Source organism: Rathayibacter sp. AY1E6, from assembly GCF_002931115.1.
Taxonomy (GTDB): Bacteria; Actinomycetota; Actinomycetes; order Actinomycetales; family Microbacteriaceae; genus Rathayibacter.
The window spans coordinates 1-19,728 of sequence record NZ_PSVK01000012.1; the positions used below are offsets into that span (position 1 = coordinate 1).

Genomic DNA, 19,728 nt, shown 5'->3' on the forward strand with positions numbered 1-19,728 from the left:
GGGCTCCGGGGAGGCGCCGGCCCCCGCTGCCGCCGCGCCCGCCGCCTCCCCGGAGCCCACCGACTCCAACCCCGGCTACGTCACCCCGCTCGTGCGCAAGCTCGCCGGCGAGAACGGCATCGAACTCTCCACCCTCACGGGAACCGGAGTCGGCGGCCGCATCCGCAAGCAGGACGTCCTCGACGCGGTCGAGGCCGCCAAGTCGGCTCCGGCCGCCCCGGTCTCGGCGCCCGCCGCCGCAGCCGCCAAGGCCGCGCGCACCCCGCTCGAGACGTCGCCCCTCCGCGGCACCACGCAGCCGATGTCGCGCCTGCGCAAGGTCCTCGCGCAGCGCGCCGTCGAGTCGATGCAGACGAGCGCCCAGCTCACCTCGGTCATCGAGGTCGACGTCACGGCGGTCGCCCGCTTCCGCGACTCGGTCAAGAGGAGCTTCCAGGAGAAGACCGGCGCCAAGCTGTCCTTCCTCCCGTTCTTCGCCCTCGCGGCGGCCGAGGCGCTCAAGGCCTACCCGGTGATCAACTCGACCCTCGACGGCGAGTCGATCGTCTACCCGGACCACGAGAACATCAGCATCGCCGTCGACACCGAGCGCGGCCTGCTGACCCCGGTCCTCAAGAACGCGTCCGAGCTGAACCTCGCGCAGATCGCCTCCACCATCGGAGACCTGGCCGAGCGCACCCGCAACAACAAGCTGAAGCCCGACGAGCTCGCCGGCGGCACCTTCACGCTGACCAACACCGGTTCGCGCGGGGCCCTGTTCGACACTCCCGTCGTGTTCCTGCCGCAGACCGCGATCCTCGGCACCGGCATCGTCACCAAGAAGCCGGCCGTCGTGCAGGTGGACGGTGCTGACGCCATCGCGATCCGCTCGACCGTCTTCCTCGCGCTCTCGTACGACCACCGCACGGTCGACGGAGCCGACGCGGCGCGCTTCCTGGTCGCGATCAAGGAGCGCCTCGAGGAGGGCTCGTTCGAGAACGACCTCGGCATCTGACACGCTCCCCCTGAGCGCGCCTCTCACGAGGCCGCTCCGGTGTAGACGTCGCGGATGAGCCAGCCGGCCTCCGTCCTGATGATCAGGACGGAGGCCGCTGTCGTCCCCGGGGCCGTCCGGAGGTGCACGACCGCCGATGCCCCGTTCACGTCGACGAGGACGGCCGACGCCTCCCCCGTCGCCGGGACAGCGGAGGCGGGGCCGTCCGCTGCGTCGCCGAGCGGCGAGTCCGCCGTGACCAGACCGCGGGCGCACTCCCGGTCCCCGCACGCGCGCACCGCGTCGATCAGCACCTCCGCCGCCTGCTCGGCGTCGAGTGAGGTCGCCGCGACCGGAGCCGGCGGTGCCGCGGTCGCCACCGCCGGCGGAGCCGACCGAGCCGGAACGGGCGCGGCTGCGGTCGACGCCTCCGCATCCTGCACCTGCCGATCGGGCCCGCCCGCGAGCGAACCGGCGAGCACCGCTCCCAGCACGATCGCCGTCCCGACGGAGAGCGGTCCCCGACGCCGGACGACGAACGCCCGGAGGCGGTCCTGCCAGCCGTCGAGCGGATGGACCCGCCTGTGCCGGGCAGCCGGAGCGGGCACCGCCTCCCGACCCCGTGCATCCGCGCCGGACGTCGGCAGCGCCCGCACCGCCTCGCCTATCCCCTGTGGATCAGCGAGTCCGTAGAGGTTGCCCTCCAGCGCCAGCAGGTCGCGGTGCCGCGCGAGGGCGGCGACCGGCAGCTCCGGGCAGAGCATTCCGAGGCGCTCCAGGACCCGCTGCAGCGCGTCGCGCGCCGCACGCGGGGTGTCGACGGCGGGCGTCGTCAGCAGCAGCAGCGGCCGACCCTCCTCCGTCAGGCCGATGTCGTCCGTCGTCGGAGCCAGCCATGCTCCCTCGAGCGCGGCCGAGCGGACCGCGCCCACCACGGGGGCGAGGAGGGTGACCGCGGCGCCGAGTCCGATCCCCCGCTCGACCCGCAGGAACCTCTCGAGCGTGGCGACGACGGGAGGGGCGGTCGACACGATGCACCTCCTCGGAGACGACTCCACCCGGACGATGCTCTCGCGGTGGCGGTGCTCGGCGAGCCGAGCCACCGGCGACGCCTGCAGCGCCTCGGCCTCCCGCGGCCGCATCGTCCGCTCGGCCGACGGTGCGGCGTCCGGCGCAGGCGTCCACCGCCTCCCCGTCCGCGCTCCGCCGATCCTCCGGCCCTGGACCGTCCCGCTGCTCGTCATGAGGCGAGCCTGACCGCAGGCCGAGGCGGAGGACGCCCGCCGATCCCGATCGGTGGAGGGATCGGCGCACGTGCCCTCTGTGGAGGAGTCGGATCCGCGTCCGGGGTCCGCCGCCGCGCTCCCGCTCGGTATCCTTGACGTCATGGCACGCAGCACGGAACCGTCGACGAAGGCGGTCAAGGAACCCGGACGTCTCAAGCAGATGTGGCAGGTGTTCCAGATGACCCGCCGCTACGACAGCAGCGCCGTCTGGATCATCCTCCTCGCGCTCCTGCTCCCGATCCTGCTCGGCGTGCTCCTCGGCATCCTGCTCGGCAACGGCAACGGCTTCGTGATCGCGCTGTGGATCATCGTGGGCGTGATGGCCGGCCTGGTCGCCGGACTCGCCGTGCTCTCGCGCCGCGCCGAGCGCGCCGCCTACGGGCAGATCGCCGGGCAGCCCGGCGCGGTCGGCGCCGTCCTGCGCAGCGGACTGCGCGGCACCTGGACCGGCGGCGAGATGCCCGTTGCCGTCAACGGCAAGACCCAGGACGCCGTCTACCGCGCCGTCGGCCGCGGAGGCGTCGTGCTGATCGCGGAGGGCCCCGCCTCCCGGACCAAGCGCATGCTCGAGGACGAGCGGCGCAAGGTGTCGCGGATCCTGCCGAACGTCCCCGTCACCTTCGTGCACGTCGGCTCCGACGCCGATGCGACTCCGCTGCACAAGGTGCCGAGCCGCCTCTCGAAGACGAAGAAGGTCCTCACCAAGGCCGAGGTCCTCGCGGTGAAGAACCGGCTCTCCTCGCTCAACACGTCGCTGCCCATCCCGAAGGGCGTCGACCCCTTCAAGGTGCGCCCTCAGCGATCGCGCTGACGCAGACGCGACAGGCCGGTCGGGATCTCTCCCGGCCGGCCTGTCGCGTCTGCGGCGCGAGTCAGTAGCGGACGAGAACCGTGCCGGCCACCTTGTCGTGGAAGCCGCGCTGGTCCGAGTCCCAGACGAGCGCCGGCACCAGCACGGCCAGCAGCACAGAGCGCACGATCGGGCGCCACACGCCGACCCAGCCCCCGCCGAGACGGATGACGCGCATCCCGAGCAGGCGGTGCCCGATGCTGCCGCCGATGGTGGGGATGAAGACGACCTGCAGCAGGACGAACAGCAGCAGGCTCGCCCAGCGGTCGTAGTCGAAGAACGCGAGCGACAGCAGAGCCGCGACGGCGAAGTCTACGGCCAGGGCGGCGATGCGGCGGCCGGACCGTCCGACCGAGAGGCGGCCCTCTCGGGGGAGGCCGAGACGCTCCCCCGGGTACGAGCTCGGGGCGGCGTCGGCGAAGGTCCTGCGGTCGGCGGCTGGCATCCTCCGATCCTATCCGCGGCGTCTCGGAGCGGACCGAGGAGCGGGTGGTCCGGCAGACGACGTGGAGCCCGACCCCGGACCGGCCCCGTAACATGTCGGAAACAACAGGGACACGGTGGGGAAACCCCCCGTCACTACCCTGGAACGGCTGCGCTCTGCAGCACCCCGTCACGCCATTGGAGACCTTTGCATGTTTAAAGATTCTTCCGAGGTGCTCTCGTTCATCAAGGACACGGACGTCAAGTTCCTCGACATCCGGTTCACCGATCTCCCCGGTGTCCAGCAGCACTTCAACATCCCCGCCTCGACTGTCGATGAGGAGTTCTTCTCCGTCGGTCAGCTCTTCGACGGGTCCTCGATCCGCGGATTCGCGAACATCCACGAATCGGACATGCAGCTGATCCCTGACGTGACCACCGCCTACGTGGACCCGTTCCGCGTCGAGCGCACGCTGATCCTCGTCTTCGACATCTACAACCCGCGCAACGGCGAGATCTACTCCAAGGACCCGCGTCAGGTCGCGAAGAAGGCCGAGAAGTACCTCGCGTCGACCGGCATCGCCGACACCGCGTTCTTCGCCCCCGAGGCGGAGTTCTACATCTTCGACGACGTCCGCTACGAGATCACGCAGAACTCCGCGTTCCACTCCGTCGACTCGGTCGAGGGCGCCTGGAACTCGGGACGCGTCGAGGAGGGCGGCAACCTCGGCAACAAGACGCCCTACAAGGGCGGCTACTTCCCGGTGAGCCCCGTCGACAAGCAGGCCGACCTCCGCGACGACATCTGCCTCAAGCTGATCGACGCCGGCCTCATCCTCGAGCGCTCGCACCACGAGGTGGGCACCGGCGGCCAGGCCGAGATCAACTACCGCTTCGACACGATGGTCCACGCGGCGGACGACATCCTGAAGTTCAAGTACATCGTCAAGAACACGGCCGAGCAGTGGGGCAAGACCGCCACGTTCATGCCGAAGCCGCTCTTCGGCGACAACGGCTCGGGCATGCACACCCACCAGTCGCTGTGGAACGACGGCACGCCGCTCTTCTACGACGAGAACGGCTACGGCGGTCTCTCGGACCTCGCGCGCTGGTACATCGGCGGCCTGCTCAAGCACGCCCCCGCCGTCCTCGCGTTCACGAACCCGACGGTCAACTCGTACCACCGCCTGATCCCGGGCTTCGAGGCGCCGGTCAACCTGGTCTACTCGGCCGGCAACCGCTCCGCGTCCATCCGCATCCCGATCACGGGCACGAACCCGAAGGCCAAGCGCATCGAGTTCCGTGCGCCCGACGCCTCCGGCAACCCGTACCTCGCGTTCGCCGCCCAGTTGATGGCGGGCCTCGACGGCATCAAGAACCGCATCGAGCCGCACGAGCCGGTCGACAAGGACCTCTACGAGCTGCCCCCCGAGGAGGCGAAGCTCATCCCGCAGGTCCCCGCGACCCTGGGCGAGGCGCTCGACGCCCTCGAGGCCGACCACGACTTCCTCCTCCAGGGTGGCGTGTTCACTCAGGAGCTCATCGACACCTGGATCGAGTACAAGCGCGAGAAGGAGATCAAGCCCCTCGCGCAGCGTCCTCACCCGTTCGAGTTCGAGCTGTACTACGGGGTCTGATCCCGCAGCACTGCCGAAGGGCCGTTCCTCCTCGGAGGGGCGGCCCTTCGCCGTCCCCGGCGCGCGGGCGTCAGCGGTAGGAGGGAGCGTCTCCCGCGGCCGGCCCGTAGAACAGGCGCTCGAAGACCGCGCGGGAGCGGCGGGTCACGCCGAGATAATCGTCCTCGAGCGCCGTCGCGGACCCGGCCGGATACTCGAGCAGGCGCGCGACGCCCTCGAGCTGCCGACGGTCGGTCGGGAGGACGTCGCTGGTGCGGTTGCCCCAGAGCGTGGTGCCCGAGCGGACACGGGACGCGAGGATCCACGCGGCACGCAGCCGCTCCGCGTCCTGCGGGCCGACCATGCCCTCCTCCTCCGCGACCGCGAGGGCGGTGAGGGTCGAGGTGGTCCGCAGCGCCGGGGTCCGCCGCGCGTGCTGCAGCTGGAGGAGCTGCACCAGCCACTCGACGTCGCTCAGCGATCCGCGGCCGAGCTTGAGGTGACGGCGGGGGTCGGCGCCCTGCGGCAGACGCTCGCTCTCGACCCGTGCCTTGATCCGCTTCACCTCGCGGATGTCGCGGTCGGAGACCGCTCCCGGGTAGCGGACCCCGTCAGCCAGCTCCTCGAAGTCCTCGATGAGCGCCTGGTCCCCCGCCACTCCCCGCGCCCGGAGCAGCGCCTGCGCCTCCCAGGTCAGCGACCAGCGGGCGTAGTAGGCGCGGTAGGAGTCGAGGGAGCGCACGAGGGGCCCGTTCTTGCCCTCGGGCCGCAGGTCGGCGTCGAGGTCGAGCGGCAGGCGGGAGTCCTCCGTGAGCCGGACCAGCTCGGCGACGACGAACTGCGAGTAGAGCTGGGCCTGGTGCGGCTCGGCGGTGCCGGGTCGCTGGACGTACATCACGTCGGCGTCGGAGCCGAAGCCCAGCTCCGCCCCTCCGTACCGGCCCATGCCGATGATCGCGAACTCCGCGTCGGCGCCGGGCCGGGTCGCACTGCCGCGCCGGATGGCGGCGAGCACGCCGCCCAGCAGTGCGCTGATGATGTCGGTGAGGCTGGTCGCGATCTCCTCGATCGAGCTGAGACCGAGCACGCCCCCCATGGCGGTCCGCAGCACCTCGCGCCGGCGCATCGAGCGGAGGACCGAGGCGACTGCGTCGGGCGTCTCGTGCCGGGCGAGCACGGCGCGCACCTCCTCGGCGAGCTGGGCGGCGCTGCGGGGGCGGAGGGCGTCGTCGTCCTCGAGCCAGGCCGCCGACTCCGGGATGCGGTCGAGCAGCTCGCCGACGAAGCGCGATCCGGAGAGCACCGTGGTGAGCCGCTTGGCGGCTCCGGAAGAGTCGCGCAGCATCCGGAGGAACCAGGGCGTCCCGCCCAGTGCGTCGCTGAGGCGCCGGAACGCGAGCAGGCCGTAGTCGGGGTCCGGTCCGTCGGCGAACCACTGCAGCATCACCGGCACGAGGTGGCGCTGGATGCTCGCGCGGCGCGAGACGCCCGAGGTCATCGCGGCGATGTGGCCGAGCGCCCCGCGGGCGTCCGCGAAGCCGATGGCGGCGAGGCGCGCCTCCGCCTGGCCGGTGGACAGCTCGGCGCCGCCGTCGGAGAGCGCGGCGACCGCGGAGAGCAGCGGACGGTAGAACAGGCGCTCGTGCAGGCCCCGGACGCGGTGCTTGATCCCGTTCCAGACGCTCAGCAGCTCCTCCGCCGTGCGGGCGAGCCCGCTGGAGCGGGCGAGGGTCCGCAGCTCGTGCTCGTCCCGCGGCATCAGGTGCGTGCGTCGCAGGCGCCGCAGCTGGAGGCGGTGCTCGAGCAGCCGGAGTGCTCGGTAGTCCTGCGCGAACTCCTCCGCGGCGGAGCGGCCGATGTACCCGCGGTCGGCGAGGGCGCCCAGGGCGAGCAGAGTCCCGGGCATGCGGATCTCGTCGTCGGTCTGCCCGTGGACGAGCTGGAGCAGCTGCACCGTGAACTCGATGTCGCGCAGGCCGCCGGGCCCGAGCTTGATCTGGTAGTGGACGTCGTTCTGCGGGATGTTCTCGGTGACCCGCTCCCGCATCCGCTGCACCGACTCGACGAAGTTCTCGCGGGAGGCGCTCGACCAGACCTTGGGCGCGACCGCGTCGACGTACGCCCGCCCCAGCTCCTGGTCGCCGGCGAGCGGACGCGCCTTGAGCAGCGCCTGGAACTCCCAGCTCTTCGCCCACCGGTCGTAGTAGGTGATGTGCGACTCGAGGGTGCGCACGAGCGCGCCCTGCTTGCCCTCCGGGCGCAGGTTCGGGTCGACCTCCCAGAGCTCCGGCTCCATCGCCAGCGCAGAGGTCCCGCGCATGAGGAGCACGGCGAGCCGGGTGGCGACGTCGATCGCACGGGCGTTCGTCAGCTCCTTCTCCGGGTCGCCCTCGGCGACGAAGATCACGTCGACGTCGCTGACGTAGTTGAGCTCGGACGCTCCCGCCTTGCCCATGCCGATGACGGCGAAGCGGGTGGCGGCGACCTCGTCCCGGCCGAAGCGGCCTGGGCCCGTGCCCTCGACCAGCTCGGTCCGCGCCACGGCGAGGGACGCCTCCAGCGCGGCTCCGGCGAGGTCGGCCAGCGCCCTCGTCACCCGGTCGATCGCCGCGACGGGGTCGGCTTGGCTCAGATCGTGGACGACGATCCTGGTGAGGAGGCGGCGGTACCGGACGCGCAGCGCCGTCCAGCCCGCCTCCTCCCGGAGCGACGAGAAGCCGTCGACGGCGCCGACCGACTCGAGCAGCTCGGCCTTCATCTCGGCGCGCCCGGGGAGCGTGCGCACCGGCTCGAGTACGCTGGCCAGCTCGTCGGGCCGGCGCTGGAGGAAGTCGGCGAGGCCGGAGGAGGCCCCCACCACCAGAAGCAGCCGGGTCAGTGCCTCGTCGTCGGCGAGGACCGCGTCCATGCGGTCGCGGTGCCGCCGCAGCAGGTCGATCAGAGCGAGCAGCGCCTCGTCCGGGTCCGCCACCCGGGCGAAGGAGGGCAGCACCGACTCGAGCTGCCGCCCGGCGAGCTCCTCCGCCTCGGCCAGCCGCGCCCCGGTCTCGCCGAGCGCGGCGAAGCCGAGGCGTGCGACATCGCGGAGGGAGCGTTCACGGGGCATGGCCGAGGCGTCAGAGCATCTCGAGATTGCTGCGCAGCTCGTACGGCGTGACCTGGGCGCGGTACTCGGCCCAATCCTTCCGCTTGTTGAGCAGCACGAAGTTGAACACCTGCTCGCCCAGCGTCTCGGCCACGAGCTCGGACTCCTCCATCAGCGAGATGGCGCGGTCGAGGCTGGCGGGCAGAGCGCCGTAGCCGAGCGCCCGGCGCTCCGCGTCCGAGAGGGCCCACACGTTGTCCTCGGCCTCGGCCGGGAGCTCGTAGCCCTCCTCGATGCCCTTGAGCCCGGCCGCCAGGAGCAGCGAGTACGCCAGGTAGGGGTTCGCCGCGGAGTCCAGCGCCCGGTACTCGATGCGCGACGACTGCCCCTTGTTGGGCTTGTAGAGCGGAACGCGCACGAGGGCGGACCGGTTGTTGTGGCCCCACGAGACGTAGCTGGGCGCCTCGTCGCCGCCCCAGAGCCGCTTGTAGGAGTTGACGAACTGGTTCGTCACGGCGGTGATCTCGGGGGCGTGCTTGAGCAGGCCCGCGATGAACTGACGGCCGAGCTTCGAGAGCTGGTACTGGGCGCCCTGCTCGTAGAACACGTTCACGTCGCCCTCGAAGAGCGAGAGATGCGTGTGCATGCCCGAGCCGGGGTGCCCGGAGAGCGGCTTCGGCATGAACGTCGCGTAGACGCCCTGCTCGATCGCCACCTCCTTGATCACGGTGCGGAAGGTCATGATGTTGTCGGCCGTGGTGAGCGCGTCCGCGTAGCGGAGGTCGATCTCGTTCTGGCCGGGGCCCGCCTCGTGGTGGCTGAACTCGACCGAGATGCCCAGATCCTCCAGCATCCGCACGGAGCGGCGGCGGAAGTCGTGCGCCGTGCCTCCGGGGACGTTGTCGAAGTACCCGGCGGAGTCGACCGGCTCCGGACCCTCGGCGCCGAAGGACGACGACTTGAGGAGGTAGAACTCGATCTCGGGGTGCGTGTAGAAGGTGAACCCGCGCTCGGCCGCCTTCGCCAGCGTGCGCTTGAGCACGTTGCGCGGGTCGGCGACGGCGGGCTGGCCGTCGGGCGTCGTGATGTCGCAGAACATCCGCGCCGTCGGGTCGATCTCTCCGCGCCACGGGAGGATCTGGAAGGTCGACGGGTCCGGATGCGCGAGGACGTCGGCTTCGAAGGAGCGGGTGAGGCCCTCGATGGCGGAGCCGTCGAAGCCGAGCCCCTCCGCGAACGCGCCCTCCACCTCGGCCGGCGCGATCGCGACCGACTTCAGCGTGCCGACGACGTCGGTGAACCAGAGGCGAACGAATTTGATCCCTCGCTCTTCAATGGTGCGAAGAACGAAGTCCCGTTGCTTGTCCATCCAGACCCCTCCTGTTTCGACCCTCAGGCTACTGCCTCCGACCGGGGCCCGCGGGGCGCCCGAGGCGCGCCGTAGACTGGCGCCCATGTCAGCGCAGCCCGTGAAACGCGTTCGAACCCGCCACTTCCAGAACGCGAAGGACTCCGGTGTCCGCATCACCGGGCTGACCAGCTACGACCAGCTCACGGCGAAGATCTTCGACGACGCCGGGATCGACTTCCTTCTCGTGGGCGACTCCGCCGGCAACACGGTGCTCGGCTACGACACCACTCTGCCCGTCACCGTCGACGAGCTCATCCCGCTGGCGCGTGCCGTCGCCGGAGCCGTCGAGCGCGCCTTCGTCGTCGCCGACATGCCCTTCGGCTCCTACGAGTCGGGTGCCGACGACGCGCTGCACACGGCGTTCCGCTTCATGAAGGAGACGCACGCGCACGCGGTGAAGCTCGAGGGCGGGGTCCGCTCCGCCGAGCAGATCCGGCGCATCGTCGAGGCGGGCATCCCCGTGATGGCGCACATCGGCTTCACGCCCCAGAGCGAGCACGGGCTCGGCGGCCACATGGTCCAGGGGCGCGGCGAGGGCATCGAGCAGCTGCTCGCCGACGCACGAGCCGTCCAGGAGGCCGGGGCGTTCGCCGTCGTCCTCGAGATGGTGCCCGCGGACGCGGCACGTCAGGTGACGGAGGAGCTGCGCATCCCGACGATCGGAGTCGGAGCGGGACCGCACGTCGACGGACAGCTGCTCGTGTGGACGGACTTCGCCGGATTCACCACCGGCCGCATCCCCCGCTTCGTGAAGCAGTACGCGGATCTGCGCGGCGTGCTCACCGGAGCGGTCACCGCGTACCGGGACGACGTGGAGTCCGGCGCCTACCCCGGCGCCGAGCACAGCTACGAGTAGCCGCGGTCAGCGGTCCTCGGCGGCGTCCTCCTCGGCCCACTTGCGGCTGTTCTCGTGCAGCCGCTCGAGGGCGTGCTCCGCCTCCTCGCGAGAGGAGAAGGGTCCCACCCGGTCGACGGAGGGGGACACGAATCCCTGCTCCACCGTGCCGGCCTTGAGGTTGTACCACCAGGAGTTCGCGTCGCCGTCAGCCATGCCGCGATCCTACGCCGCAGCCCGCGTCGGTCCGCACCCCCGCCCTTCGCTAGCATGGCCGCTATGACTGCTGCGGCGACCGCCATCGGGATCGACATCGGGGGAACGGGCATCAAGGGGGCCTCGGTGGACCTGGCCGCGGGCACCCTGCTCAGCGACCGGATGAAGCTCGCCACTCCCCAGGGAGGCACGCCGAAGGACATCGTCGCCACCGTTCAGCAGATCCTCGAGAGAATCCCGGACCTGCCCTCGGACACCCCGGTCGGCATCTGCTTCCCCGCCGTCGTCGTCCACGGACGGACAATGTCGGCGGCGAACGTGTCGGACGAGTGGATCGGCCTCGAGGCCGAGAAGCTGTTCGAGGACGCGATCGGCCGGAACATCTTCTTCGTCAACGACGCCGACGCGGCGGGCTACGCCGAGTCGCGCTTCGGAGCGGCGAAGGACAAGGAGGGCCTGGTCATCATGACCACCCTCGGCACCGGCATCGGGACGGCGCAGATCCACGACGGGATCCTCATCCCCAACGCCGAGCTCGGCCACCTCGAGATCCACGGCGGCGACTACGAGAAGAAGGCCTCGTTCGCCGCCAAGGAGCGCGACGACCTCGACTACAAGCACTGGGCGAAGCGCCTGCAGCGCTACTACTCCCACCTCGAGGCGCTGCTCTGGCCCGATCTCTTCATCGTCGGCGGCGGCATCTCCAAGCACCACGACGAGTTCCTCCCGCTGCTCGACCTGCGCACCCCGATCATCCCGGCGGCGCTCCGCAACAACGCCGGCATCCTCGGCGCGGCCGCGCTCGCAGGGCGGGGCTGAGTCTTTTTCCTCGGCGGTCCCCGCCCGCCGAGGCGCGGTCGGCCTCGGGAGGTGACGCGTTCCGGGGAGCGGGGGGCGGACGGCTACGGCGAAACGCTGGCACGCGTTTCGCCGGTTCGCCTGGTGAGTGGCGCCACGGCGGACGGACGTGATCAGACTTTCAGTGTTCAGTGGTCGCGGTGAGCCAGGACGGGGGCGGGGGCACCTGGTCCTCGGGGTCGATCCGCAGCGGCGTCCCAGGACCGTCCTCGGGGATCGGCGCCTGCCGGACGTCGTGCTGCACCGCTTCGTCCGCAGGAGGCAGCGCGAGAGATGGACCGCGCCAGTCTCAACGAGCAGCCGCGCAAGGATGTATCGAGACCCCGGAACCGCCACGGCAGGCCGTCGCGCTGCCTGCGGGCGGGAGCGCGAGCTCGGCGACCGGCGGAGACGCGAGATGCCCCGCCGGGGCGGGGCATCTCGTGGCGAAGGGGTCGGCTGATACGCCGGGTTCTGTTCACGCCGCGCCTCTCGGCGGGCGCTGGACGGCCATCTCTCTCGGAGCCACGTCGCCGTGACCCTCCAGCGGTCTACCCGAGGACCCGACGAGCAGCCGCATCGTCCTCTGTCTGACCTTGCTCCGGGCGAGGTTTACCGAGCGGACCGGATCACTCCGGCCCCTGGTGGTCTCTTACACCACCGTTTCACCCTTACCGCCGGCCGGAGCCGACGGCGGTCTGTTCTCTGTGGCACTGTCTCGCGGGTCGCCCCGGGTGGGTGTTGCCCACCGCCCTGCTCTGCGGAGCCCGGACGTTCCTCGGCACCACGGCTCTCGCCGCGGTGACGCGACCGTCTTGCCGGCCCGTTCGCCCGTCCAGTGTACGGCTCAGGCGAGGGTGGACTCCTCGCCGCGCACCAGGATGCAGCCGCTGTCGGGGCAGAGGACGACCTCGTCCGGAGCGGAGGCGCGGATCCAGGAGAGGTCCGACTCGGTGAGGGCCACGCCGCTCCCCTCCGACACCTTCCCGCGGAGGAGGGCCGCGCCGACTCCGTAGCGGGCGCGCTGCTTCTCGTACAGCTCGACCAGGTCCTCCGGAAGCGTCGTCACCAGATCGGCGCGGTCCCGGGCGAGCGCCTCCTGCTTGTCGCGGAGCTTCTCGGCCTGCGCGTCGCGCTCCTCGGCGAGGGTCCCGAGCGAGGCGACGACCTCGTCGCGCTCGGCCTGAGCCGCGGCGACCTCGGACTCGATGCCCTCGATCCGCTCCATCAGGGTCAGCTCGATGTCCTCGAGGTCTCCCCGCCGCTTCACGAGGGAGGTGATCTCGCTCTCGAGCGCGGCGATGTCCTTGGCCGCGGATGCGGTCTGCAGGCGGTCGCGATCGCGGGTGAGCCGCTTCTCGACCACGCTGACGTCGGACTCGATGCGCCCGAGCTCGGTGCGCACGTCCTCGAGGCGCCCTGTGCGCTCGGCGAGGGAGCGGCGGGTCTCGTTGTCGCGGGCCTGCATCGCCTGGATCCGCGCGATCTGCGGGAGCGTCGCGAGGGCGTGGCGCAGCTGCGCGCCCCTCGTGTCCAGACTCGCCAGAGTCAGGAGTTCGCGCTGGTGTGCGGGGCTGGCTTTCACGTGGCGGTCCTCGTTCCCGGCGCGCAGTACGGACGCGCCGCGTCCATTCTCCCGTGCCCGCGGCGGGTCAGTGCACGATCGCGAAATCCCACGGGTCGGTGCGGGTCTCGCTCACCTCGACGGTGACCGTGGGCAGGGCCTCCCGCAGCGCGGTCGCGGCGACGTCGAGCCACAGCCACTCGCTCGCCCAGTGCGAGACGTCGATGAGGGCGGGGCCGGTGCCGTGCAGGGCCTTCTCGCGCGCCTCGGAGGCCGGGTGGTGCCGGAGGTCGGCTGTGATGAAGACGTCGCTCGTGCGGACGGCGGGGGCGTCCAGGAGGGAGTCCCCCGCTCCCCCGCAGAGCGACACGCGGCGCACGGGTGTCTCGTAGGCGCCCGCGACCCGCACTCCCCCCGCGGTGGCCGGCAGGAGCTCGGCCACGGCTCCGGCCAGGCGTCCGAGCGTCACCTCCTCGGGCAGATCGCCCACCCGGCCGAGCCCGACCGACGGGTCGGCGCCCGGGACGATCGGAGTCGTGCCGGTCAGGCCGAGGCGGGTCGCGATCACGTCCGAGACGCCGTCCGCGACGATGTCGGCGTTCGTGTGGGCCGAGATCAGTGCGCAGCCGCCCCGGACGAGGTCCGCGAGCAGGCGGCCCTTGTAGCCGTCCTCGGCGATCGAGGTGACGCCGCGCAGCAGCAGCGGGTGGTGCGCGACCAGGAGCTGGTATCCGCCGTCGACGGCCTCCGCGACGGTGTCGGAGACCACGTCGACCGTGAGCAGGATCCGCTCCACCGCGGCGTCGGGGTCGCCGGTGACCAGGCCGGGCGCGTCCCAGCTCTCGGCGGCCGCCTCGGGCCAGAGACGGTCGATGACGGCGTGGACGTCGCGCAGTGAGGGCATGCGTCCAGGGTAGGGCCGCTCAGGGCGGGTGGTCGGTCTCCACGGCGCGGATCTCGGCGTCGGCCGCCGCGTCCAGGTCGGCTCGCGGGTGGTCGTCCGACTCCAGCAGGAGGAGGGTGATGCCGCCGTACCGCTCGATCTCGATCAGGCCCGCGACTCCGGAGGCGGCGAGCACGTGGCCGCCGATCCCGCCGGTGGTGTCGACGACGTGCGTGTGCAGGCCGGCGACGCTGATCCCCTGGAACGGCTGCGGGCCGACGAAGCCCAGCAGCGTGCCCTCGACGCCGGTCAGCCGGACCTCGTGCTGGTCGCGCATCGCGTCCGCCGGGCGGCGGTAGGGCTCCGCCCGCGCGATCGGCCGGCGCAGGGTCGGGGTCTCCGCCCGCGCGCGCAGGCGGACGCCGACGAAGACGTCCGGGCCGGGCACGAGCGAGCGCACTGCGGCCAGTCTGCCGAGCGGCGCGATTGGGAGCCGTCGCGGCGCACGGTCGGTGGTCCGTGCTTGCCTGGGGACCATGAACGAGTACCTCCCCTGGGCCGTCGCGGCCGCCCTGCTCCTGGCCCTTCTCATCACGGTCGTCGCCGGCCGCCGACGGCGCACTGCGGCGAGAGCGGCGGCGGAGCAGGCCGCGGAGGAGGCCTCGGAGGAGCACCAGCGCACGATCGCCGAGCGCGACCGGAGCCACGAGGCGGCGCTCAAGGCATTGACGCGCGCGCGCGACGCCGAGCGCGACCTCAGTCGGACCGAGCTCGAGACGGCGCAGGAGGAGGTCGAGCAGACCCGTGACGCGCTCGCCAGGACCTGGAGCAGCGAGGCCGTCTCGCACACCCTGATCCGGGAGGCGTGCGCCTCGGCGGGGCTGTCCGGCGTCCTCGCCACGAACGTCGTCTTCGTACCGGTCGACGCGCGCACGACGCGCCGCTTCCTCGCGCAGATCGACCATCTGCTGCTCACCCGGCACGGCGCGCTCATCATCGAGGCCAAGTACTGGCAGGGGGTCGTCTTCGACGGCGTGCGACCCGGTACTGTCCACCCCTCCTACGGCGTCCTCCTCGACGAGGACGCCCTGCCCGAGGCCTTCGCGGTTCAGATCGCACCGGGGACGGTGTCGCGGTGGACGGTGCGCACGCATGTCGAGCAGCACGTCCCCGCCCGGCAGGTCCGGATCCAGGCCGCGCGGCTCAAGGAGCACCTGGCCCTGAACGGTCTGCCCACGCCGTGGTTCGAGACGGCCGTGCTCTACAGCCACCCCGACGTCAGGACGTACGCGCCCGGATGGCAGGGCACGGGAGCGGCACGGACGAGGATCGTGACGGGAGTCGACGAGCTGACGGACGCTCTGGCCGATCTCGCACGGCGCCCGAACACCACGATCGGGGAGGACGCCTGGGGCGAGCTCTCCGGATTCCTCGCCGGATGCGGCGGCCATGTGGAGCCGGTCGGGCCGACGCGTGCGTGACCAGCAGGGGGACCCGGCGGCCGGGCGGGTACGGTCATGACCGGCCTGAGCCGGACAGGACGGCGCCAGACCCTGTAGCGCCGTGAACGACGAAGGTCCGCACTCTCGGAGGAGTGCGGACCTGTTCGGTGGATCCGAGGGGATTCGAACCCCTGACCCCCTGCATGCCATGCAGGTGCGCTACCAGCTGCGCCACGGACCCGTGTTTTGTTCTGTCTTGCTTCGTACTGTCTTTCGCTGTCTCCGCCCGGCGGAAGCAACTCGAATAAACTACAACACGATTCGCGTGAAGTGAAATCGAGCGCTGTCGCCGGGCGTGTTCGTCAGTTCGAGGACGTCGACGAGTCGACGGCGACAGGCTGCTCGAGGGTGAACGGCACCGTTGGGCAGTCCTTCCAGAGGCGCTCGAGCGAGTAGTACATGCGGTCCTCCTCGTGGAAGACGTGCACGACGAGGTCGCCGAAGTCGAGGAGGATCCAGCGGCCCTCCGCACGGCCCTCGCGGCGCAGCAGCTTGGCGCCGGAGTCGTTCAGGCGGTCCTCCACCTCGTTCGCGATCGCGACCACGTTGCGCTCGGAGCGGCCGGTGGCGAGGAGGAAGATGTCGACCAGCGGCAGCGGCCCCGAGACGTCGAGGGCGACGAGGTCCTCACCGCCCTTGGAGTCGGCGGCGGTGGCCGCGAGCTGGAGCAGGGCGCGGGCGGAATCGGTCGCAGTCATGAAGCCTTCAGTGTCGGTGGTGGAGATCAGAAGATGTTGAGCACGAAGCCGCCGATGAACAGCGCGATCGCGCCGACCAGCAGGACGGCCGCGGTGATCGCGAGGACCACCGGGACGCTCACGCCGGCGCGCTTCTGCGGCGCGATCATCGAGGTGCCGGCGGCGTGCGTGGAGACGGCGCTGGACGCCCGGACCGGCTCGGACTCGCCGACGGGCTGCTCGCGGTCGATGCGGTCGACGTAGCGGTCCACATCGGGCGAGTCGTAGAGGTTCGGGTGCTGGCCCGTGGAGCCGAGGCTGCGCGGGAGGTCGAACGAGCCGGTGACGAGGATCTCCCCCGTGTCCGTGCCGACGGTCGCGCCGGGGCCCGTGGTCGGCAGGATCAGCGCGTTGGTGGTGGTGACGGCACCGGTGGCGGCGACTCCGCTCGCGATGAGGGAGTCGAACGAGGCGTCCACCTCCTCCTTCGACTTGCTGTCGAGTTCCTCGGTGATGGCGAGGTGCTCGATCGGCGGCTCGAAGCTCCCGGTGATCTCGGTGGCCTTCTCGTCGGCGATGTCGAGGGATCCGCCCACCGACGCGAAGAGCGCAGTGTTCAGGTGCGGCTGCTCGGGCTGCTCGCCGGCCGTCGGCTGCTCGTCGTCCGCGTCCCGCTCGTCGGAGGCGTCCGCGGACGGCGTCTCGTCGTCGGAGGAGGAGCTCTCGATCTCGGCCTCGTGCACCTCGGCCGCGTCGGCGTCCGCGGTCGCATCGGTGGCGGACTCGTCCGCCTCCTCCTCGGACGCCTCGGGGGCGTCCTCGGTGACGACGTCCTCGTCGCCCTCCGGCTCCTGCTCCGCTGCGCCCTCGGGCACCGGCTCCGCATCACGGGACTCGTCGGCCGCCTCGATCACGGGGACCGCCCCGGTCGGCGGGAGCGCCGAGGCGCGCTCGAGGGCGCCCTCGACGTCGTCGGAGCGCTCGTCGTCGGACCGCTCCTCGTCGGCGGGCGGCTCCGCCTCCGGTGCGGCGGCGACCTTCTCCGCCTGCTGCTGCGCCAGCAGTGCGCGCAGCTCCCGACGGGTCAGCTGGCGGCCCGTGGCGTTCTCGGTGGCGACGATCTCCATCGAGGAGGTGCGCAGGTCGGGCTCGCTCGCGGGGCTCGGCTCGACGGGGGTGATCCGCAGGGCCTGGGTGGGGGTCAGCACCGGCATGTCGCCGGCGGTGGTGGCGGTCGCGGTGGCAGCCCGGCGGGACGTCGTCGGAACGGCGGCGGTCGTGGCCGCACCGGCCTCGCGCCTCTCGCGCTCGCGGATCTCGCGCCGGGTGAGCGGCTTCTCCTCGGGCTGAACTGTCATGACGTGCTCCGATACAGGTGGTGCTTCGAGATGTACTGGACGACACCGTCGGGAACCAGGTACCAGACCGGATGACCCCGGTTGACGCGGCTCCGACAGTCGGTCGAGGAGATCGCCAGTGCCGGAATCTCCAACAAGGATACGTCCTGGGCCGGCAATCCCGAAACATTGAGGACGTGCCCCGGCCGGCTGACGGCGACGAAGTGGGCCAGCTCCCACAGCTCGTCGTAGTCCTTCCAGCTCAGGATCTGAGCGACCGCGTCCGCGCCGGTGATGAAGAACAGCTCGGCGTCGGGGTGCGCGGCGTGGATGTCCCGCAGGGTGTCGATCGTGTAGGTCGTGCCGATCCGGTCCACGTCGACGCGGCTGACGGTGAAGCGCGGGTTCGACGCCGTCGCGATCACCGTCATCAGGTACCGGTGCTCGGCGGAGGTCACCGTCTTCTTGTGCCACGGCTGGCCGGTGGGCACGAAGACGACCTCGTCCAGGTCGAACGACTGGGCCACCTCGGAGGCGGCGACCAGGTGACCGTGGTGGATCGGGTCGAAGGTGCCGCCCATCACGCCGATGCGCGGACGCCGCGGGCCTCCGCTCGCGGCGGACGTCACGATCGCTGGGCTCCCCGCCTAGTGTCCGTGACCGTGCTGGTCGTGGGAGCCGGCACCGGTCTTGTGCGAGTGGCGGTTCGCCACGTCCCGGTAGCTCCAGGTGACGAAGCCGAGGGCCGTGAAGGCGACGGCGGCGATCAGGCCGAAGACGATCGGGGGGAACGGCAGCTCCGTGTGGGCCGCTGCTTCGGCGAGGACGGTCGTCGCGAGGGACATGCAGTGCTCCTTGGAGGTCGTGGTCGCCCCGGCGGGGCTCAGACGAGTCTACCCGGACGCCGCTCGACGCCGGATCGCCGGTCCGGGCGCTAGGCGCGGACCTGTCCCGCGCCGCGCAGCAGCCACTTCGTGCTGGTCAGCTCGGGAAGGCCCATGGGGCCCCGAGCGTGCAGCTTCTGCGTCGAGATGCCGACCTCGGCGCCGAACCCGAACTCCCCGCCGTCGGTGAAGCGGGTGGAGGCGTTGACCATCACGACCGCGGAGTCGACCTCGGCGAGGAAGCGCTCGGCGCTTCGGAGGTCGTTCGTCACGATCGACTCGGTGTGGTGGGTGGAGTACCGGTCGATGTGGGCCATCGCGGCGTCGAGGTCGTCGACGATCGCGACGGCGACGTCGAGCGAGTAGTACTCCGCGGACCAGTCCTCATCGGTGGCGGGCACCGCGTCGGGCCAGAGCGCCGCGACGCGCTCGTCGCCGTGCACGGTCACTCCCGCTTCCGCGAGCCGGCCGAGGACGGGCGGGAGGAGGCGCTCGGCGGCGTCGCGGTGGACGAGGAGGGTCTCGAGGGCGTTGCAGGTGCTCGGACGCTGCACCTTGGCGTTGTGGACGATGTCCACGGCCCACCGCTCGTCGGCACTGGCGTCGAGGAAGACGTGGACGACTCCGGCGCCCGTCTCGATCACGGGGACCGTCGACTCCGTCACGACCGACTCGATGAGGCCCGCGCTCCCCCGCGGCACCAGGACGTCGACGTAGCCGCGCGCTCGCATGAGGGCCTTCGCGCCCTCGCGGCCGTGGTCGTCGACCGTCTGCACCAGCTCGGCGGGCAGGCCCACGGAGGCGACGGCCTCCTGCAGCAGCTCCACCAGGACGCGGTTCGTGTTCTCCGCGGCCGTGCCTCCGCGCAGGATCACGGCGTTCCCGCTCTTGAGGGCGAGCGCCGCGATGTCGATGGTGACGTTCGGGCGCGCCTCGTAGATCGCTCCGACCACGCCGAACGGGACCCGCACCTGGGTGAGGGAGGCGCCGTTGGGCAGGTTCGATCCCCGCACCGTCTGCCCGACCGGATCGGTGAGCCCGACGACCGCGACGACGGCGTCGGCGAGGGACCCCAGGCGCACCGCATCGAGGCGGAGGCGGTCCTGCAGGCCCGCGCTCATCCCGCTCTCGCGGCCCCGCTGGAGGTCGAGCTCGTTCGCCGGGACGACGCGCTCGGCGCTCGAGCGCACCGCGTCGGCGATGGCGAGCAGAGCCCGGTTCTTGAGGTCGGTGGTCGCACTGCGGAGGGAGCGCGACGCGACGCGGGAGGCGGCGAACCGCTCGGTCAGCGCACTGCTGTCGGGGGTCGTCTGCGGCATCCGGCCAGTGTAGAGGCAGACGACCCCGGC

The 19,728-nt window shown here is 71.5% G+C and carries 19 protein-coding genes, 1 tRNA gene and 1 other RNA gene; 6 read left to right on the forward strand and 15 right to left on the reverse strand.

Annotated features, from left to right (window positions below):
* Positions 1-994 (forward strand): 2-oxoglutarate dehydrogenase, E2 component, dihydrolipoamide succinyltransferase (sucB, locus tag C5C46_RS10805; protein ID WP_104226707.1); only part of this gene is annotated, 994 nt, incomplete at its 5' end.
* 23 nt (positions 995-1,017) lie between these two features.
* On the opposite strand, the gene C5C46_RS10810 is transcribed toward sucB, so the two are convergent.
* Positions 1,018-2,004 carry a hypothetical protein gene (locus tag C5C46_RS10810; RefSeq protein ID WP_104226708.1) on the reverse strand — a complete coding sequence of 329 codons (987 nt, stop codon included), beginning with the start codon at positions 2,002-2,004 and terminating at the stop codon, positions 1,018-1,020.
* Between the two features lie 355 nt (positions 2,005-2,359).
* Here C5C46_RS10810 and C5C46_RS10820 point away from each other — a divergent pair, with 355 nt between their 5' ends.
* Positions 2,360-3,070: a DUF4191 domain-containing protein gene (locus C5C46_RS10820; protein ID WP_104223728.1), complete on the forward strand. Its 711-nt coding sequence runs from the start codon at positions 2,360-2,362 to the stop codon at positions 3,068-3,070.
* A gap of 61 nt (positions 3,071-3,131) precedes the next feature.
* Here C5C46_RS10820 and C5C46_RS10825 read toward each other — a convergent pair whose 3' ends face one another.
* The gene (locus tag C5C46_RS10825; protein WP_104223667.1) at positions 3,132-3,554 is read right to left on the reverse strand and encodes an RDD family protein; all 423 of its coding nucleotides are present in this window, start codon (positions 3,552-3,554) and stop codon (positions 3,132-3,134) included.
* 190 nt (positions 3,555-3,744) lie between these two features.
* On the opposite strand from C5C46_RS10825, the gene glnA reads away from it, so the two are divergent.
* Positions 3,745-5,169, forward strand: coding sequence for a type I glutamate--ammonia ligase (gene glnA / locus C5C46_RS10830; RefSeq protein WP_104223668.1), 1,425 nt, complete (start codon positions 3,745-3,747; stop codon positions 5,167-5,169).
* A 70-nt stretch (positions 5,170-5,239) separates the two neighbouring features.
* Here glnA and C5C46_RS10835 read toward each other — a convergent pair whose 3' ends face one another.
* Both C5C46_RS10835 and C5C46_RS10840 read right to left on the reverse strand, forming a co-directional pair.
* The gene (locus tag C5C46_RS10835) at positions 5,240-8,254 is read right to left on the reverse strand and encodes a bifunctional [glutamine synthetase] adenylyltransferase/[glutamine synthetase]-adenylyl-L-tyrosine phosphorylase (RefSeq protein WP_104226710.1); all 3,015 of its coding nucleotides are present in this window, start codon (positions 8,252-8,254) and stop codon (positions 5,240-5,242) included.
* Positions 8,255-8,264: 10 nt separating this feature from the next.
* Positions 8,265-9,602, reverse strand: coding sequence for a glutamine synthetase family protein (locus C5C46_RS10840; RefSeq protein ID WP_068253236.1), 1,338 nt, complete (start codon positions 9,600-9,602; stop codon positions 8,265-8,267).
* Positions 9,603-9,687: 85 nt separating this feature from the next.
* On the opposite strand from C5C46_RS10840, the gene panB reads away from it, so the two are divergent.
* Positions 9,688-10,500, forward strand: a complete 813-nt coding sequence (panB, locus tag C5C46_RS10845) for a 3-methyl-2-oxobutanoate hydroxymethyltransferase (protein ID WP_104226711.1) — start codon at positions 9,688-9,690, stop codon at positions 10,498-10,500.
* Positions 10,501-10,506: 6 nt separating this feature from the next.
* Here panB and C5C46_RS10850 read toward each other — a convergent pair whose 3' ends face one another.
* Entirely contained in the window at positions 10,507-10,695 is a 189-nt protein-coding gene (locus C5C46_RS10850) for an SPOR domain-containing protein (RefSeq protein WP_104223671.1), read from the reverse strand.
* Between the two features lie 63 nt (positions 10,696-10,758).
* On the opposite strand from C5C46_RS10850, the gene ppgK reads away from it, so the two are divergent.
* Positions 10,759-11,514, forward strand: a complete 756-nt coding sequence (ppgK, locus tag C5C46_RS10855) for a polyphosphate--glucose phosphotransferase (protein ID WP_104226712.1) — start codon at positions 10,759-10,761, stop codon at positions 11,512-11,514.
* A gap of 465 nt (positions 11,515-11,979) precedes the next feature.
* On the opposite strand, the gene rnpB is transcribed toward ppgK, so the two are convergent.
* From rnpB to C5C46_RS16950, 4 genes are all read right to left on the reverse strand, one after another.
* Positions 11,980-12,358: RNase P RNA component class A (gene rnpB, locus C5C46_RS10860), an RNA gene on the reverse strand.
* Positions 12,359-12,379: 21 nt separating this feature from the next.
* Complete coding sequence (locus tag C5C46_RS10865; protein ID WP_104226713.1) at positions 12,380-13,117, reverse strand: zinc ribbon domain-containing protein; 738 nt, start codon at positions 13,115-13,117, stop codon at positions 12,380-12,382.
* Between the two features lie 67 nt (positions 13,118-13,184).
* Positions 13,185-14,000 carry a Nif3-like dinuclear metal center hexameric protein gene (locus C5C46_RS10870; RefSeq protein ID WP_104226714.1) on the reverse strand — a complete coding sequence of 272 codons (816 nt, stop codon included), beginning with the start codon at positions 13,998-14,000 and terminating at the stop codon, positions 13,185-13,187.
* A 19-nt stretch (positions 14,001-14,019) separates the two neighbouring features.
* Positions 14,020-14,439 (reverse strand): acetolactate decarboxylase, encoded by a 420-nt coding sequence (locus C5C46_RS16950; RefSeq protein ID WP_181134709.1) that lies wholly within the window; start codon positions 14,437-14,439, stop codon positions 14,020-14,022.
* Between the two features lie 76 nt (positions 14,440-14,515).
* On the opposite strand from C5C46_RS16950, the gene C5C46_RS10880 reads away from it, so the two are divergent.
* On the forward strand, positions 14,516-15,460 hold the full coding sequence (locus C5C46_RS10880; RefSeq protein WP_104226715.1) for a nuclease-related domain-containing protein: 945 nt from the start codon (positions 14,516-14,518) through the stop codon (positions 15,458-15,460).
* A 129-nt stretch (positions 15,461-15,589) separates the two neighbouring features.
* Here the strand turns inward: C5C46_RS10880 and C5C46_RS10885 are convergent.
* From C5C46_RS10885 to C5C46_RS10910, 6 genes are all read right to left on the reverse strand, one after another.
* Positions 15,590-15,662 (reverse strand) — tRNA-Ala (locus tag C5C46_RS10885).
* A 121-nt stretch (positions 15,663-15,783) separates the two neighbouring features.
* Positions 15,784-16,179, reverse strand: coding sequence for a ribosome silencing factor (rsfS, locus tag C5C46_RS10890; protein WP_104223676.1), 396 nt, complete (start codon positions 16,177-16,179; stop codon positions 15,784-15,786).
* A 26-nt stretch (positions 16,180-16,205) separates the two neighbouring features.
* On the reverse strand, positions 16,206-17,516 hold the full coding sequence (locus tag C5C46_RS10895) for a hypothetical protein (RefSeq protein WP_104223677.1): 1,311 nt from the start codon (positions 17,514-17,516) through the stop codon (positions 16,206-16,208).
* Positions 17,513-18,124, reverse strand: coding sequence for a nicotinate-nucleotide adenylyltransferase (gene nadD / locus C5C46_RS10900; RefSeq protein ID WP_104223678.1), 612 nt, complete (start codon positions 18,122-18,124; stop codon positions 17,513-17,515). The genes C5C46_RS10895 and nadD overlap by 4 nt, the downstream gene beginning before the upstream one ends.
* Before the next feature lie 18 nt (positions 18,125-18,142).
* Complete coding sequence (locus C5C46_RS10905) at positions 18,143-18,340, reverse strand: hypothetical protein (RefSeq protein WP_104223679.1); 198 nt, start codon at positions 18,338-18,340, stop codon at positions 18,143-18,145.
* Between the two features lie 89 nt (positions 18,341-18,429).
* Positions 18,430-19,698, reverse strand: a complete 1,269-nt coding sequence (locus tag C5C46_RS10910; RefSeq protein ID WP_104226716.1) for a glutamate-5-semialdehyde dehydrogenase — start codon at positions 19,696-19,698, stop codon at positions 18,430-18,432.
* Positions 19,699-19,728 lie beyond the last annotated feature (30 nt).